The following is a 16,102-nucleotide window of genomic DNA, read 5'->3' as shown; positions in this document are numbered from 1 at the left end:
TGCTCAAGAAGCTTGTAACGACACGCCCAACCCTGCTCAATAAGGTGAACGTAATCAGGCTTTTCTCCTTCGCTAATGATGTCTTCGCCTTTCTCAAAGCTAATGCTGCCTTGAGCAGCATTGCTCAATGCCGCTCGTTCTTCATCAGAGAAAGTGATGAAATTACTAAGCTTGTGCAGCAAGGGTAGTATCATTGTTCTCACCGCTCTCACTGTTCTCACTGTTCTCACTGTTTACGTCCATTGACTTAACAGGACGCGCCACAAGTAACACAGTGTGATCTGACCTTTGAATCAGTAAAAAGCACTAGCCATTAAGTGACTCTCACATCATGTGTCCCACGCCTACTTGGCAGCTAAGCGCCTTGGGTGGTGTACACGCTGTTTCCCTGCAAGCATGTTCATCTCCCATCAGCTCTACTTACCTGAACATGTATGACCAAAATTATAAATAAAGGTTCGTTTCAAAATTCACGAGTGAGGAATATTATCTATTTTGACTGAATTCAGCGCAAGGCACATTCATGCCAGTTCAATATAAATTCGCACCGTTCCTGCATGAGGCAGTTGGTAAAAAAACCACAGCACATTAGGATACCGCTGAGCAATTCAGTTAGGAGGCACTTAAGCACTTAGCGTGGCCCGACCATTAATACATGTTCTGGATAAGTCGTAGTGGTCACGATTATTAAGCTGCTTCCGCAATCTCCTCGATCTCCCTTGGCGCTCCGTAGCCAAGGGCCGAGTGACGGCGGCAGTTGTTGTACTCCATCTCGAAATAGGTCATGACGCAGCGCTTCGCTACCTGGCGGGTCCAGTACCGCTGCCCCCTCCGCCCTTCCCTCGCCTCCAGCCCTCTGCCGATAACATAAGCCGAACTTAATATAGCTGAGACCTAGGTCTGGTGTACTGCCCTTCGGAACACAATGAGAAAAGACTTTGAAGCATGGCGAATTACTTCACATGTTCATGTTCTCCTGCGTCGTTCGCGTCGTTGTTCAAAGTATGGCGCTCCCACTGGTCATTGGCTTGTGAGTGATCATGCCTAGCTCCCCCGCTTTGGCTCTTAGCTCTTAGCTCTTAGCTCTTAGCTCTTAGCTCTTAGCTCTGCCATACGCTAGAGCACTATGACCCTGGTGGGTCTCAGCTGGGCATGAAGAATCAACGTTGTAGTGCGAATCGTAATGGGCTCCTGGCGGCCTCGGTGTTTTTGGGCAGTGTGTTCTCCCTACCCGTACTGCCGATTCATCGCGCCCGTTTTGGTGGGAATAACGCTGCTCAGTCTTCGAACTGACTACCATCGCCTGAGGTCAGCTCCTCGAACAGATGGCCCTTCACCTCTGGAAAATCAATTTAGAAGTAGCTCATTAGCCCTCCTCGACACGGCCAAAGCCTCCTTCAGGTCAGCACTGGGGCGCAGCACCTCGAGCACATGTTCGGTGATGTCCGTTGATCCCTGCATCAGCTCGTCAGGTGGCCCAAACTACAAGCACTCCGGTATCTGCTTTATAAAGCCAGACAGCTCCTCCGCTGACACCCGATAGAGATCCGCCAGCCGGCGCAGCGTGCTGGCCTCGGGGTAGTTGCCCAACTTCTTCCAGTCAGACACCGCCGCTTTGCTGACGCCGGCATCCCTGGCGATTAGGGTGACCAACCCCCTATCAGCAACTTGGCCGTGGTGGCGCTTCGCGGCCCGCAGTAGCGCGGTCCACATCCTTCGTTTCACTAGGTCGTCGGGTCTAAAGGACGCTCGACCTGATTCGCCTGGATCCGATAAAACACAAGGGAAGCTTCAAGACCAAGCGAATCATTGCAGCCAGCTCAGATGAATACCGCGCACTTCTGCTTGGCTTGGAATGAGAGGCCTTCTCTACGTGCAATTGCCGTAGGCTGATGCCGTCATCAAAGTTCTCGACAAATTGCAAAGAATACTATCGTGCATGATATCACCACGAAAGTATTCCTGGCAGAGCCGGGCTGAAGACCCTATGGTCATAAATGCACAACAGATTCCATAACACCTGACAAACTCAAGCGTATGCCTTCGCCGGCCACCCCTAGGGGACTCTGACAATGACTAGGGCAATACAACCACCGACCCCGACAGCCTGGCTGTCGACACTGTTGCTATCCATCGGACTGGTCCAAGCCAGCCTGGCAGAAGACACATCCACCGATGAGCCCTATTCCAGCCAACAACTAGCCGTCTTGGCCGGCAACTGCGCAAGCTGTCATGGAACGGACGGGCGCCTGGCGGGTGCAGTCCCGGCCATTGCAGGACGCCCCGCCTCGGCCCTTGAATCCCGACTGCTGTCCTTCAAGCGCGACGAGATCGCGGACACCACGATCATGGACCGTATCGCGAAGGGTTACAGCGACGAGGAACTCGCCGCCCTCGCTACACATTTCGCCAGCATCGACAAGCAGTGAAGGGGAATCCCATGAGCCAAGATAACGGACGCAGTGGCCTGACCCGCCGCCAACTGATCCAGGGCATGGGGGCAGCCTCCACCCTCCCGCTGTTGGGCGGTGTCGCCCCCTTTGCCATCGGCAACCAGAGTGCCGGCCGAGTCGTGGTGATCGGCGGCGGTTTCGGGGGAGCCACGGCCGCCAAGTACCTCAAGCGTGCCAACCCCGCCATTGATGTCACCATGGTGGAACCCGCCGAGGTCTTCTACACCTGCCCGTTCAGCAACCTCTTCCTCGGGGGTCTGCGTGAGCTTAACGCCATCGCCCATGGCTACGACGAACTGCGTGGCCGCTATGGCGTCAAGGTGATCCACGCCATGGCCGAGGACGTCGACCCGGATGGCCATCGTGTCAGTCTCTCCAATAGCGATACCCTGGACTATGATCGTCTGGTGCTCTCCCCGGGGATCGACATCCGCTGGGATGCCCTCGAGGGATATGACGAGGCCGCCGCCGAAAAGGCCCCGCATTCCTGGAAGGCCGGACCTCAGACCGAACTCCTCAAGCGACAGCTGGAAGGCATGGACGATGGCGGCACCTTCGTCATGGTCGCCCCGGAAAATCCCTTCCGGTGCCCGCCCGGGCCCTATGAACGCGCAAGCATGGTGGCGCACTATTTCACCCAACATAAGCCCAACGCCAAGGTCCTGATTCTCGACGCCAAGGACAACTTCTCCAAGCAGGGACTCTTTACCGCCGGATGGGAACAACTCTATGGCGATCGCATCGAGTGGGTCGGACTCTCCAACGATGGGCGCGTCACCCGCGTCGATGCCAACAACCTCGAGGTCGAGACCGAGTTCGGGACTCGCCACCAGGCCGACGTGCTCAACGTCATCCCGCCCCAGAAGGCGGGTTGGATAGCCGACCGCGCCGGCGTCACCGACGACTCGGGATGGGTGCCCGTCAAGGCGGAAACCTTCGAGTCTCAACGGGTCAACGATATCCATGTGGTCGGTGATGCCACAGTGGCCACACCGATGCCTAAATCGGGCTTCTGCGCTAACGCCCAGGCCAAGGTGGTGGCTGCCGCCATCGCGGCCACCCTGGAGGGTAGCACTGCGCCGGATCCCTACTGGGCCAACACCTGCTATAGCCTGATCGGTCCGGAATATGGCATCTCGGTCGCCGGCGTCTACCGGGTCCAGGATGGCGTCATCGCCTCGGTGGAGGGAGCCGGTGGCCTGAGCCCGACGGATGCCCCGGAGGCGACTCGGGCCCTCGAGGCCGAGTATGCCGTCGGCTGGTACAATGCCATTTGCCAGGACACCTGGGGCACCGAGGCCTGACTCCCCGAACGTCCAGGAGTCCATGACGGGCCGCCTCCGGGTGGCCCGTCGATCGTTAAAGCAGGGAGCGCACCATGAGTCACACCGAACTGGTCGCCTTGTCGGGACTCTTGATCGGGCTCGTCTTCGGCGCCACTGGCCAGGCCACGGGATTCTGTCTCTTGCGTGGCCTTAGCCACGCCTGGCTAAGCCAGGATGGTCGCAAGCTGCGCGCCTTTGCTCTGGCCATGGCCGTGGCGGTCATCGGCAGCCAACTCCTCGCCACTATTGGTGCCCTCTCCCTTGATGAAGCACTTTACCTGGTAGCGTCCCCTTCCTGGGTGGCGGTTCCCCTGGGCGGTCTGCTCTTCGGTTACGGCATGGCAGCCGCCAATGGCTGCGGGTCACGCTCACTGGTCCTGCTGGGCAGCGGGAACCTGAGGAGCTTCGTGGTACTGATGTGTCTGGGTCTGGCGGCCTACATGACCCTCTCCGGCATCCTGGCTCCTCTGAGGGTCTGGTTGGAGGGCGCCACATCGCTGTCCCTGCCTTCGCCAAGCCTGCCTGGGCTGCTGGGTGTTCCGGCCTGGCTGCCCACCCTCCTCCTGGGCGCTGGCCTGCTGGTCTGGGCATTGGTCAGCAGGCACTTCCGTGCCTCACCTCGTGACTGGCTGGGTGGACTCATTATTGGCGCCCTGGTACCGGCAGGCTGGTATGCCACCGGCGTCCTCGGATTCGATGATTTCGAGCCGGTTCGCCTGGCGAGCCTGACCTTCGTTGCCCCCGTGGGTGCCTCTCTCCAGTATCTGATGCTCTCGACGGGAACCCGTCTGGGCTTCGGGGTCACCGTGGTCGCCGGCGTATTGGTCGGTGCTCTGATCATGGCCCTCGTTCGGCGAGATTTTGCCTGGCAAGGCTTTACCGGCCCGGGGCAAATGGGTCGCAGCATCCTGGGAGGTATCTTGATGGGCGTCGGTGGCGTCATGGCACTGGGCTGCTCCATCGGCCAGGGCCTTTCGGGTTTCTCCACCCTGTCACTGACGACCCTAGCGGCCCTGGCAGGCATCCTCGGCGGCGCTCGCCTGGGATTGAAAGGCCCCTTGGCTTTGTCCAAGGTCCTATAACATGGCAACTTCATTCCGCCATCGAACCCCTGACCGAGAGGACCCGATGCCCACGCCCCTTCCTGCCATCACCCGACGCCGATTGATTATCAGTATCGGTCTCCTTGTGATATCGCCATTGGCCCTGGCAGACGGCCCGTGGCTCCGCTTGGAAGCCGCCAGCAATATAGTCGGCGATACCCAACCAAACACGGCAGGTCTCCATCTGGATCTGCCCCATGTTTCCGAAGACGGTTCGGCTGTCCCCCTGGGCCTGAGCTTTGACGGCACCCTGGGGGAAGACGACTACCTCACGGACATCCATCTCTTCGCTACCGGTAACCCCAATCCGGAAATTGCCGTCTTTCACCTCACGCCCATGGGTGGACTACCCGAGATCTCCACTCGCGTGAGGCTGAACGAGACTCAAGAGGTCATTGCCGTGGCCAGGAGCCATCGGGGGGAGACCTTCGCCACTTCACGGGAAGTCCGCATCACAGTCAGCGGATGTTTGATGCGAGGTAACGACGACCAGCCAGCCGCCCTGTCCTACCCTCGCGTCAGTGCGCCCTCCCACCTGGCACCCGGCGAAGCCGGTGAAATAAGGACACTAATCAATCATCCCATGGAAACCGGGCTACGAGAGGGACCCAATGGCAATACGCTGCCACGACACATCATCGAGCATTTTCGGGTCACCCTGGCCGGTGAGACGGCCTTTGAGGCGGAACTCCATCGGTCCATCTCCGCGAACCCTTATCTGCGTTTTCATCTAACGCCCACCCAAGGGGGAGAGTTGGTCATCGAGTGGCAAGACGATAGCGGTGAATCGGCAATTCACCGCACCGCGATCGACGTGGGCTGACCAAAATGTCACTTCCTTGACGAGTACACTCGCCCAATGGTCGGATCGTACTCGCTTCTCACTGCTGCCATGTCAAGATCCCGATACTGTTCCGTCTTGCATTGAGGGGGTGGCAGGGTCGCCTGCTGACGGCGGATGGCCATCTCGTCCAAGCGCCTGCGTACCGTCATGTGGTCTACAGGCAGGCCCATACGCCTGCAAAAGGTCTCGGTGATCTCGCCCATCGTGGCTAGGCGGCGTCTCATCAACCAGCTAGTGTAGTAGGCGCTTCTCCGCGTCACTGGTCTTCCTGGGTCGACCGCCTTTCGACATGGATCCCTGTCTTCAACATAAGACCTATCGTCTCAAGCACCTTTTGTTTTTGTAAACACCCTCTGAACCAAATTCATACTGTGTCCCAAAAGAGGTGCTGACATTAATTACTGTAAATACAGTATTTAGTATATTAATTTTAAAATATTTTACTAATGCGTTGTTTATTCTAGCAACCAACTTTTACCTTGCCTCAGTAGCCCTAAACCCACGATGTCACCGAGCAGTTATGGCTGAGCTTATCAACCATAAGGACCATCAGCGAGAGTTGAAAGTGAGCATGACACTGGAGTCGAGAAGCATCACGCTTCATACCGTATGTGTGATAGCGGTAACCATTGAGGGAGATGGATGACAGACATCTGTCATATAGTTTCTTTTTATGCCAGAAGTCAGTCGAATTTATTATGAAGACAGACAGTCTCAGCGAGTGTATAACACTAAACTTTCACATTTACCAGATGACAATAACTAGACTAGAGAGCATCTGAGGAGGTTTTAGTGACTCGAAAAACAAGCCACTCCTCTCTTGAAGCATCATACAACCCCTACTATGGTTACATAGGAGGTCAAAGAAACGCGCCAAACCAGAGAAGTGCTCGATATCAACATGCAACCAGATATGAGGTAGCCACCTAAATAAATAATAAGGAGAAGAAAATGCAGATTTATCAAGCCCTAAAAGTTTATCTAGTCACGTTGGCTATGCTACTTGCCTTGGCCATTACATCAACATCTCATGCGCAGTCTATCGAATGTGGAAGCACGTACACGATCCGTGAAGGGGATACCTTAGGAAGAATCTCATCCCGAGCGTATGGAACCTCTCAAAGATGGTCATTAATATTCTACAGTAACCGTTCTGCCTTGGGTGACAATCCATCCTTGATTCAGTCAGGAACGGCGATCAGCATACCCTGTTTAAATCTCGCGGAAGAAGATGTTAACCTACAAGCCTCAAATTCAAGCGGGAATGTAGAAGTCAGTTTTCTGACAGCGTCAGATTATCGTCCTTTTACTGATCGCTCCCTGCCAAATGGTGGCATTATAACTCACTCAATCAATGCAGCCTTGCAGACCACAGATCAATTTCCTAGTTATAGAATTGTATGGATCAATGATTGGAACGCACACCTCGACCCTCTCCTCAAGGAAAGGCAGTATGATATTGGTTTTCCATGGCTGAAACCCACGGATTGTACCAATGCATCCTCGGTCCGCTGCGAGTTCCTGTTTTCAGATCCGATCTTTGAAATGCTAATTGTTTTTTTCAAGCTTAATAATGATAACTTTAGTTTTTCTTCTAATACTGTCGTTCACGGGAAAAGGGTATGCCGACCCAGCGGGTACTACACCTTTGACCTAGATCATAAAGGAAGAAATTGGCTTAGGAACCAGCTGATTACTTTAGTTCAACCCGAAAGCGTCAAGGAGTGCTTTCAAATGCTCTCCGAAGGCCAAGTCGACCTGGTGGCCCTCAACGAGTTCACAGGCCGCGCGGCGTTATCGGAATTAGGAATTGCATCTGATGTATCGGCACTTCCTAATCCCATCGCCTTACAAGGGCTACACGCCGTGGTGCATCGTGCACACCCTAGGGCAACGGTCCTTATGCATATTTTGAACGAGGGGCTTCGTCAGCTGGATGAAGAAGGCATGCTCGATGACATCATTGCCACACATTTAGCAAGATTTTACGAAGAAAACTCTTGAGTTCCATACTACAGCCGTCATGAGAAATTACAGCTACCACTAAGGGGTGACTGGCTGTAGAGGGAAGCCTCAAGTTCCAAACGCAACGCTATTGAAAGGTTGGCGTAGCCGACACTATAAGCCCCCAGAGGTGCTGCGCGCCATGACAGGCGAACGACAAAAACGAGCCGTTCCCATTGGGAACGGCTCGTGTCTTCGCACCAGTTGCCAGGGGCGGTAACGACTTACTTGGTCTTAGTAGACTTGGTGTCAGTAGCCTGAGCTTCGTTGGCCTTGCTGTCAGCCGACGTAGAGGCTTCATCCGCTGCCTTGGAAATTTCTGCCTGAGCTTTCTGTACGTTTTGTTCAGTTAGCTCCTGCCCTTCCTCGGCCTTTTCCTTGGCCAGGCTCTGACCTTGCTGGAAGAATTCCTGGTTGATGGCAACCACCTTCTGGCCATCTTCCTTGACGCGCTCGCTCAGATCCTTGACGGCTTGCTGCTGGCTTTCGGTAAAAGCTTTCAGATCCTCAGTACCTTTGATCTCGAGCATGGCACGGGCCTGACCCACCGCGATGTCGGAATAGGCCTTGAAAGCTTCCTGCTGCGTGGCCAGCAGCTTTTCGCTGTAGTCCAGGGTCATCTCGGCATAGCTGCGAGCCGGGTTAATGAACATGGATTGAAACTGTTGGGTAGCTTGATTGGTATCAGCGTTGCTCATGTATAATTCTCCGTCGGCGTGGTGTTTAAAGGCGTCTTGGCGCTCGTTGAAACGCAATATAGCAAAGCACATGCTGCATTGCAATATATATCAACCCTGCCGAGCGCACTTGATGCATCTTATATGCACAAGTACTACATTTTTGTTACGCTGAAGTTATGCCAATCAAGGACGGGAGATCATAATTAATTTAGGAATCCAGATTGTGTAGCTTACGGCATGCACACCTCAACCGACTCGGGCTTATTAAGGAATTGTTGATCAGTTAATTATTATGCGGCGACATGGACAATTGCTACCGTTGCATTAAAGTGGAGATCTAATTTCGTACAGAGGTTTATGCTGTATCCCAGCTTTTGCACTTGCAAGAAGGCGTCCACTTTAGGCCTATTGAAGCGCCTTACTCAAGTTACCGGTATACAGTGATATACGGGGCCTGGCGAAAACACATCACTAATATGTCAGTGAGTGTCGCCAGCGGCTTGTCGGTGACAATCTCACGCAGTACCGGCAGGTAGTTAAGCTTCACTTTCTTGGGGCGACCTCGGCGCGCCACAATAACTGCAACTGTAGATGAGAATGGCGATAGTAATCAATTGCATACTTTTTCTTATTACTTTCTAACTTTACCTGGTGGTTGCAAGCATTCACATCATGCTTATTTGGTAATTTACTCTTATTGCAAAGCAACAAAACTCGGACTAAGCTACTTTTTCGGTAACGTACGCAAGCGCGCGGCAAGCTACACATTAGCACAATCTAAAAATAAAGTACCATCTATGCATATGAAGGACGACGCATTACCGGTGCTTAACAAGCAGAGGAACAAGGAGCGGGCCCATGGCATTGGAAACGATATTAAAAACCCTAGCAATGCCCTTTATTACCTCAAACAAGGAAGTAAGAACAAGTGATGTTCTACAGTATTTACTGCCGAAAGATGCTGAGTCGCGGTTGCGTGATGCCGAAGCCGCCTTGCATGCCGCCACGGAATGGGCTCAGGAAACACTCAACTCCATTGGCGACGCCGTGGTGACCACCGACCTGGACAGCCAGGTCACCTACCTGAATCGTGTGGCCGAAACGCTGACTGGCTGGTCAGGTGCTGAGGCGATCGGCAAGCCGCTGGCCGACGTGCTTCACCTTATCGATAGCAAGACGCTCCAGGCGACACCCAATCCAGCTCAACGCGCCATGCAGGAAAACCGTACCGTCGGCCTCGCCATGGATTGTGTGTTGATACGCCATGATGGCAGCCAACTGGAAATTGAAGACTCGGCGGCGCCCATTCATGATCGTAACGGGCGTGTCATCGGTGCAGTGATCGTGTTTCATGATGCCTGCCAGTCGCCCACTCAATCGGCGAAACTGGCCTATCAGGCACAACATGACGCCCTCACCGGGCTGCCCAACCGCGTTCTGCTCTCGGAGCGTCTCACCCGCGCCATCGGCCTGGCCCACCGCCACCAGCATCAGGTTGCCCTGATGTACCTGGACCTCGATGCCTTCAAGCCCATCAACGACTCGCTTGGCCATGCCCTGGGCGACCATTTGCTACAGTCGGTCGCTGGCCGACTCAGCGATTGCATTCGCGATACGGACACGGTATGCCGCCAGGGCGGCGATGAGTTCGTGGTGCTGCTGAGTGAAATCAACAAACCGCAGGACGCCGCCAGGATCGCGGAAAAAATCCTTGCCGCATTAGCCGAGCCTTATCGAATCAGCAATCACGAACTGCGCATCACCACGAGCATCGGGATCAGCCTCTATCCTGATGACGGCACCGATGACCCTACCTTGCTGCATAATGCCGACACAGCTATGTACCACGCGAAGAAAAGTGGTCGCAACCACTACCAGTTCTTCCGGGCCGACATGAACGCCCTGATGATGCAGCGTAGCCATATCGAGGCCCAACTGCATCGGGCGCTCGAGGAAGACGCCATCTTCTTCGACTATCAGCCCAGGATAGACATCGCCACCGGCGACATATGTAGCGTCGAAGCGCTGATTCGCTGGCGCGACCCAACACTGGGCCTCATGCCGCCCCCGTCGTTTCTTCCCGTCGCGGAGGCCTGCGGGCTGATCGTCCCGATTGGTCACTGGGTCCTGCGTGAAACCTGCCGCCAGTTACAGGCATGGCGCAAGCAAGGCGTCGACATCGTGCCCATGGCGGTGAACATGTCGGCCATCGAACTGAGCGACAAGACACTGCCGGCCCGCATTGCCGATATCCTGGCCGAGACGGGACTCGACGCGCGGTTTCTCGAACTGGAAGTGACCGAAACCGACCTCATGCATCTCACCGACGCCTCGGCATCGACGCTGTTTGAGTTGAGCGACTTAGGGATACGTATTGCCATCGACGACTTCGGTGTCGGGAGCGCCAGTCTGATGCACTTGAAACGCTTTCCGATCAGCAGCCTCAATATCGCTCCCTGCTTCGTTCATGACATGCTCGACAACCCGGACGATGCCCGTTTCCTTAAAGCCATCATCAACCTAGGCCAGACTCTGGACATGTGCGTTATCGCCAAGGGCGTCGAGACCCAAGCACAACTCGATCGCCTCACATTGCAGGGTTGCGATGGTGCCCAGGGTTTCTTGTTCAGCGCGCCGTTATCGGCAACGGATTTTCGGGCGTTACTCGGCGGCCCCGCCAGGACCACTTGGCAGCAACATCAGGTGGCGCGTGGCCTGCCCCCTGGTTCGCAACGCACACATGCCGAGTAGACACCAACGTTCCCTCCTCGCCATGATCCACTAATAGGGAATCGCTGAACAGTCCTATGGGACGCCCCGAGCAACACCGGGAGTGGTGCCACGACCTGACGTACCAGGCGGGCGCCTGGCCAACGCCGCGACGCGTGGTGCTGGTGGTGCAGGAACGTCCCGATGATCTGCTGCTGCATGCCTTCTTCCTGGTCACTAACCTCGGCAAGTTCGACTGGCCGCCGGAGAAGGTCCTGGCGCTGTACCGCAAGCGAGGCAGCGCCGAGGCTCACACGGGCGAAGTGAAACCGGCCCTCGACGTGCACCTCTCCGCGACGGATCGCGAGGACGTGATGGCGCACAACGAAGTAAGCCTGTTGTTGAGCCTATACGCCTACCAGGGGCTGCTTGACCTGCGCTGCCTACCAGCGCACCAAACCCGGCAAGGCTGGAGCTTAGTACGAATGGGCGAGCCGGTGCTCAAAGTCTCGGCCGCGATGACTGTGCACCTCGGTGATGGCGTCGACAAATGGTGGCCCACCTTGCTGAAGGGCCTGTTTCGGTTGACGGCCCTGGACTGAAGGCGGCGTTCCCGTTCGATCAATTCGGCACCATGACAAATAAAGCCGGGCTTAACGGAGATCACTGACTCAACGATGCAGCAAGACTGCCTGGGAGGCCGAGTGCAGAATGTTGGCGGTCGTCGACCCCGCTAGCCATGCGTGGAGCCGTCCTTCGCCAAAGGCACCGAGAGTGAGCAGGTCATCCGCTTGGGCCATCCCCAACAAGGTGTCAACGGGGTGCCCCGATCTGGTACGGGTTGTCACTTGTAGACCATGGGCCTCAGCATAGTGCTCAACAACATCAAGCTGATGTCGCGCCTTGCTTTCATTGGCATTTACGCTGACGGCCATTACCGGCAATGTTAGCCGCTGGGCCAGCTCCATGGCGTAAAGCATCACCCCGCGCGCCGCCTTGCCACCATCGAATGCCAGTAACACGCGCCGAAAGCTCTCGAACTCGGCGCCCGCAAGCAGTACCGGCTGTGTCGCACGGCGCAATACCGCATTGACCACCTCACCCAACCGCTTCGAACCAGGGGTCCAGGTTTCGCCATGACGCCCCAGCACGATAATGTCGCTGTTCTCGGCTACCGATAGCACCTCGCGTGCAGGGACGCCACTGAGCACTCGAACATGACAGCTGACACCATCCGCCATCGCCCGAACTCTTACCGGTCTCAGCAGGTCATCATTGCGACGTTTTCCCTGACGTGACTCTTGCGTACTTAGCGACGCCGCAGCCGCCAGAGTCGCACCCAAGCCTTCCGCTCGGTAATAGCCAACTTCGGTCAGTCGGGTGTCGTCGACATGCACGGCGTGCAGGACGGCGCCAAGTTCGACCGCAAGGTAGTTAGCATAGGCAGCCGCCACTCGGGAAAAGGGGGATCTATCGACGGCCAAAAGAATGGACTGCAACATGGCACAACCCCTCCATAAGGGAAGAATTCCCATGTATTCGCTTAGCATATGCCAGGTCATGCGAATCCGCCAGTGGTTACATACTGTACTACTTTCGAAAGCACCAACCCTTTTGGTCATTGTACGAAGAGGGTTGTGATCCTGAATTTTTAGAGCAATCGTAGCACTTTGGACCACGCTGTAGAGCCGGGGGGGGGGGGGGGCAGCGCAGGTACCGTGCTCGACCACACAAGATAAGTCTCTGGAGCGATATTTAGCACAGCAACCAGCTCATCGTGTGATTTTTACTCATTCGCATTTTAAAAAAGGTTCTTCGACATTTCATGTGGATTTGGCCTGATCCAGCAACCGTCCCACCGGGCTTCCGATCAGGTAGATCATCGCGATGAAATTGGCCTCGTTACGGTAGCCGCGTGCGCGTGATCGGGCCGCCTGGAACAGACCGTTCATGCCCACCCTCACCGCATTCTGGACAGGGATAGAGGCTGCCACGCTCGGCCTCGACATAGAGGTCCGGACGGTGAGGCGACACGGCGGTATCCAGGTGCTGATCCTTGAGGATCCAGGGTGCTTCCAAGCCCAGGCCGAGGGTCAGAATCTGGGTGCCGTCCATGCCATACCTCCTGTTCACGTGGAGGTCATATCCTGGCCCAGCTCAGGGGGCAAATTCCACACCCAACGACGAAGAGCCTTTTTTAATCACTCACTTGAGGGGGGAACACTCCCAATTGAACCATTAAACCAAGACCATCCATGATGATTCTTGTTTCTTTTATTTTAGCCCCCACAAAATGGTCGATTACTATTCCCCATACTGCCACATGACGGCCGGTTGCAGGAATTCCGAAAAACTCAGACTGATGTTTTCCACTCCATACAAATCGGGTCACCACTTTATCGCCTTCTTCAACTTGCTCTTCTACCGACCAATGCATGCCATGGAAAGCCGTTATAAGTCCTCTTAATACCTCCTTTAGCCCCCCAAGACCCGGGCCTTGACCGGGAAGAGGGGCCTGCTCGACAACGTCATCGTGAAAATACTTTCCTGTTTCTTCAATGTTCCCCTTGTTCAGCACTTCCTCAATGAACTCAAATACGACTTCCGAATGATGAGTCATAAGAAAATCTCCACTTCCCTGCCCGTCAGTGATTAGCTGCCGTCTCGTTTATTGACTTGAAAGCGTCGTCACGTTTATCCAGTTTATATCTCATTCACGAACTAAATCAGTGAAGCTTACCAAAGTTAGTAATAGCTGATATTTAAAAATAATTGCCTTCTCTGCTGCTTGACAGGACACAATAAGCCCGCTGGGATTTTCCGACACGGACACTTTGGGCAGTCAACTGCCTCAAGCTCCCTTTCAATATAGGCTAAAATAACTTTAGACGGAGTGCCCCAGCCGTTTTTCCTTGCGACTCATCGAAGCCTGGTACCGATGCCGCACCAGCGTATCGCAGAATTAATGCGACGCGTATTGGGGGTCAGCTCAGATCCACGCCGCGCCTCCCGGAAAAGTAAAGTCAACTAAATTAGATGATTACGAAGATTTGTGAGCGGCGCATAGATCGGCGGGATCAGCGAAGCATCTGGCTAGCGCCAGGTCGCGTTCGGTATCGCGAACCAGCTCGCCGAGGACGATATCCTCTGGCGCACGCTTGAGCATCAGGCCACCATGCTTGCCGCGTATGGCGGTGATTTGGCCTCATCTGGTGCCCGTCGCAGTAGCGGCGAAATGGTAAAGCTTGCAAGGCCTACAACTGGTTCCAGACAAGTGAAGGTGCTCCATGTTGGGGATGAAGTATCGCGCCTCCGAGCCCTGCCCCGCTGACCATGTGAATTTCCGTCATCAGGCCTTGCGGCTCTGTCCCAAGGCATGGATTAGAGATTCTTGCGGCCCCCTTTTTGCCATCTTTCGAGGTGGCACGGAGCGCCTATGGTGAGGGTTTGAAGTGAGCTGTCCCAGCTCTACGCACCACATGAAACTTATCGACCATGCGGGCCTGTGGCAGCACCGCCTTGACCGCTGTCCGGTAGGGGTTCCACATGTCCATGCTGACGATCTCGACCTTCTACCGGTCCTTCATCTTCATCAGCTAGGTGGCCACCACGTCCTGACGGCGGCTGGCCAGCAGGTCGAGCTGGGTCTTCTCCTCGATGTTGGTCAGGATGCAGCGGTAGCGCTTGTTCAGGTACAACTCATCAATGCCCAGAATGCGGGGCGTCTCGATGTCGGTGCCAGCGGCCCAGGAACTCGGCGCGGGCGTTGAAAATAACCCGTACCGTCTTCTCGTCTAGCCCGGTCTAGTGCGCCACGAAGGTGTAGGGGTGGTTAAGAGGGTGTTTACAAAAACAATAGGTGACTGTCACGATGGAGACCTTCCAATCAGGGGAGGCATACATGTCGAAAGGCGGACGACCCAGGAAGATCGGTGACGCGGAAAAGCGCCTGTTGCGCCAGTTGGTTGAGGAGACGCCGCTTGCCACGCTGGACGAGATCACCGAGGCCTTTTGCACGCGTACGGGCCTTTCTGTGCACCACATGACCGTACGCAGGCGCTTGGACGAGATGGGCATTCGACGTGAGCAGGCGACGCTGCCTCCCCCTCAAGGCGAGTTGCAACAGCGTTATGGCTATCGGCCGGCCCACCGTCGGCAAACAGCCAGAACAGCGCTACCCCAGCTCGCTCACCGACGAGGAGTGGCGCCTCGTGGCCGACATTTTCGAGAGTGATGGTGATCGTGGCACCCCGCCTCGCTATCCTCGTCGCCTGTTGGTCGATGCGTGTTGCTACGTGGTCCGCAGTGGATGCTCGTGGCGAATGCTGCCCAAGGACTTTCCCGCCTGGCAGAACGTGTACCGGACGTTTCACCGATGGAGCCAACAGGGCAAGTTCGAGCAGATGCACGACCGGTTACGCGCGCAATGGCGGGAGCGTGAGGGGCGTACTCACATGCCTAGCGCGGCGGTTCTGGATGCCCAGTCGACGCGGAGTTCACCGCAAGGTGGGACGAGTGGCTACGATGCCGGGAAGAAGGTCAAAGGCCGCAAGCGCCATGTCCTGGTCGATACCCTGGGGCTGATACTTGCCGTAAGCGTGACGGCCGCCAGCGTGCAAGACCGTGACGGCGCCCATCCTGTGATGGCCAATGGCATGGAAAAATAGGCTGGCATATCAAAGGTTTTTGTTGATGCAGGTTATGCAGGACGTTGTGCGCAGACAATCCGCCAGCAGCACGACATTGCGGTCGAGGTCGTGCGCCATCCCGCCAATGCCAATGTGGGCTGTTGGGGCACACCGGACCAGGGAGACCTTTTCATGCGCCAACCAGACGCCAACGGCTTCTTGTTACTCCCGAAACGCTGGGTCGTCGAGCGTACCCATGCCTGGATCGAAAAGGCTCGCCTGTCGACGCCGGCGCTATAAGTCCATAAATCATCAAAGCAGATTGTCCCCCCGACCCGCATGACCTTTCCTTGTTG

At 55.6% G+C, this 16,102-nt stretch carries 14 protein-coding genes and 4 pseudogenes; 9 read left to right on the top strand and 9 right to left on the bottom strand.

From position 1 onward, the window contains the following. Window positions 1-182 (bottom strand): cyclic nucleotide-binding domain-containing protein (locus KG088_RS19050; RefSeq protein WP_213828133.1); only part of this gene is annotated, 182 nt, incomplete at its 3' end. A 1,300-nt stretch (window positions 183-1,482) separates the two neighbouring features. Next, window positions 1,483-1,713, bottom strand: a complete 231-nt coding sequence (locus KG088_RS19045) for a helix-turn-helix domain-containing protein (protein WP_213828132.1) — start codon at window positions 1,711-1,713, stop codon at window positions 1,483-1,485. A 359-nt stretch (window positions 1,714-2,072) separates the two neighbouring features. Between KG088_RS19045 and KG088_RS19040 the strand changes: the two genes are divergently transcribed. The 5 genes from KG088_RS19040 to KG088_RS19020 all read left to right on the top strand — a co-directional run bounded on the left by KG088_RS19040 (window position 2,073) and on the right by KG088_RS19020 (window position 7,729). Then, on the top strand, window positions 2,073-2,429 hold the full coding sequence (locus KG088_RS19040; protein ID WP_213828130.1) for a c-type cytochrome: 357 nt from the start codon (window positions 2,073-2,075) through the stop codon (window positions 2,427-2,429). 11 nt (window positions 2,430-2,440) lie between these two features. Beyond that, the gene (locus KG088_RS19035) at window positions 2,441-3,757 is read left to right on the top strand and encodes an NAD(P)/FAD-dependent oxidoreductase (protein WP_213828128.1); all 1,317 of its coding nucleotides are present in this window, start codon (window positions 2,441-2,443) and stop codon (window positions 3,755-3,757) included. Window positions 3,758-3,831: 74 nt separating this feature from the next. After that, entirely contained in the window at window positions 3,832-4,860 is a 1,029-nt protein-coding gene (locus KG088_RS19030) for a YeeE/YedE family protein (protein WP_213828126.1), read from the top strand. Between the two features lie 46 nt (window positions 4,861-4,906). Further along, window positions 4,907-5,704, top strand: a complete 798-nt coding sequence (gene soxZ, locus KG088_RS19025) for a thiosulfate oxidation carrier complex protein SoxZ (RefSeq protein ID WP_213828124.1) — start codon at window positions 4,907-4,909, stop codon at window positions 5,702-5,704. Between the two features lie 972 nt (window positions 5,705-6,676). Beyond that, window positions 6,677-7,729, top strand: a complete 1,053-nt coding sequence (locus KG088_RS19020) for a transporter substrate-binding domain-containing protein (RefSeq protein WP_213828122.1) — start codon at window positions 6,677-6,679, stop codon at window positions 7,727-7,729. A gap of 224 nt (window positions 7,730-7,953) precedes the next feature. Here KG088_RS19020 and KG088_RS19015 read toward each other — a convergent pair whose 3' ends face one another. Further along, a complete protein-coding gene (locus tag KG088_RS19015) occupies window positions 7,954-8,427 on the bottom strand; it encodes a phasin family protein (RefSeq protein ID WP_213828120.1) in 474 nt (157 codons plus the stop codon). A 954-nt stretch (window positions 8,428-9,381) separates the two neighbouring features. Between KG088_RS19015 and KG088_RS19010 the strand changes: the two genes are divergently transcribed. Both KG088_RS19010 and KG088_RS19005 read left to right on the top strand, forming a co-directional pair. Then, window positions 9,382-11,160 (top strand): putative bifunctional diguanylate cyclase/phosphodiesterase, encoded by a 1,779-nt coding sequence (locus tag KG088_RS19010; protein WP_213828118.1) that lies wholly within the window; start codon window positions 9,382-9,384, stop codon window positions 11,158-11,160. 44 nt (window positions 11,161-11,204) lie between these two features. Beyond that, window positions 11,205-11,720 (top strand): annotated as a pseudogene (locus KG088_RS19005) (transposase); the annotation flags it as partial. A gap of 69 nt (window positions 11,721-11,789) precedes the next feature. Here KG088_RS19005 and KG088_RS19000 read toward each other — a convergent pair. The 6 genes and pseudogenes from KG088_RS19000 to KG088_RS18975 form a co-directional block, all read right to left on the bottom strand. Beyond that, complete coding sequence (locus KG088_RS19000) at window positions 11,790-12,620, bottom strand: universal stress protein (RefSeq protein ID WP_213828116.1); 831 nt, start codon at window positions 12,618-12,620, stop codon at window positions 11,790-11,792. Window positions 12,621-12,941: 321 nt separating this feature from the next. Beyond that, window positions 12,942-13,088: pseudogene (locus KG088_RS18995) on the bottom strand (ISL3 family transposase); the annotation flags it as partial. Next, a pseudogene (locus tag KG088_RS18990) lies at window positions 13,078-13,233 on the bottom strand (ISL3 family transposase); the annotation flags it as partial. The pseudogenes KG088_RS18990 and KG088_RS18995, both read right to left, overlap by 11 nt. 82 nt (window positions 13,234-13,315) lie before the next feature. Next, window positions 13,316-13,738: an ester cyclase gene (locus KG088_RS18985; protein ID WP_213828114.1), complete on the bottom strand. Its 423-nt coding sequence runs from the start codon at window positions 13,736-13,738 to the stop codon at window positions 13,316-13,318. Window positions 13,739-14,158: 420 nt separating this feature from the next. Beyond that, window positions 14,159-14,317, bottom strand: a complete 159-nt coding sequence (locus KG088_RS18980) for an Rrf2 family transcriptional regulator (protein ID WP_319941484.1) — start codon at window positions 14,315-14,317, stop codon at window positions 14,159-14,161. Between the two features lie 256 nt (window positions 14,318-14,573). Continuing rightward, window positions 14,574-14,964: pseudogene (locus KG088_RS18975) on the bottom strand (ISL3 family transposase); the annotation flags it as partial. Window positions 14,965-15,019: 55 nt separating this feature from the next. Here KG088_RS18975 and KG088_RS20130 point away from each other — a divergent pair. Together KG088_RS20130 and KG088_RS20125 are read left to right on the top strand one after the other, a co-directional pair. Next, complete coding sequence (locus KG088_RS20130; protein ID WP_213828111.1) at window positions 15,020-15,352, top strand: hypothetical protein; 333 nt, start codon at window positions 15,020-15,022, stop codon at window positions 15,350-15,352. Beyond that, window positions 15,330-15,785 carry an IS5 family transposase gene (locus KG088_RS20125; protein WP_213828109.1) on the top strand — a complete coding sequence of 152 codons (456 nt, stop codon included), beginning with the start codon at window positions 15,330-15,332 and terminating at the stop codon, window positions 15,783-15,785. Before KG088_RS20130 ends, KG088_RS20125 begins: the two co-directional genes overlap by 23 nt. Window positions 15,786-16,102 lie beyond the last annotated feature (317 nt).

Origin of the sequence: Halomonas jincaotanensis, assembly GCF_018448785.1 — a bacterium.
In the GTDB taxonomy this organism is placed as follows: Bacteria; Pseudomonadota; Gammaproteobacteria; order Pseudomonadales; family Halomonadaceae; genus Halomonas; species Halomonas jincaotanensis.
The sequence above is the reverse complement of the archived record's forward strand: the minus strand, read 5'-3'. Positions and strand labels throughout refer to the sequence as shown.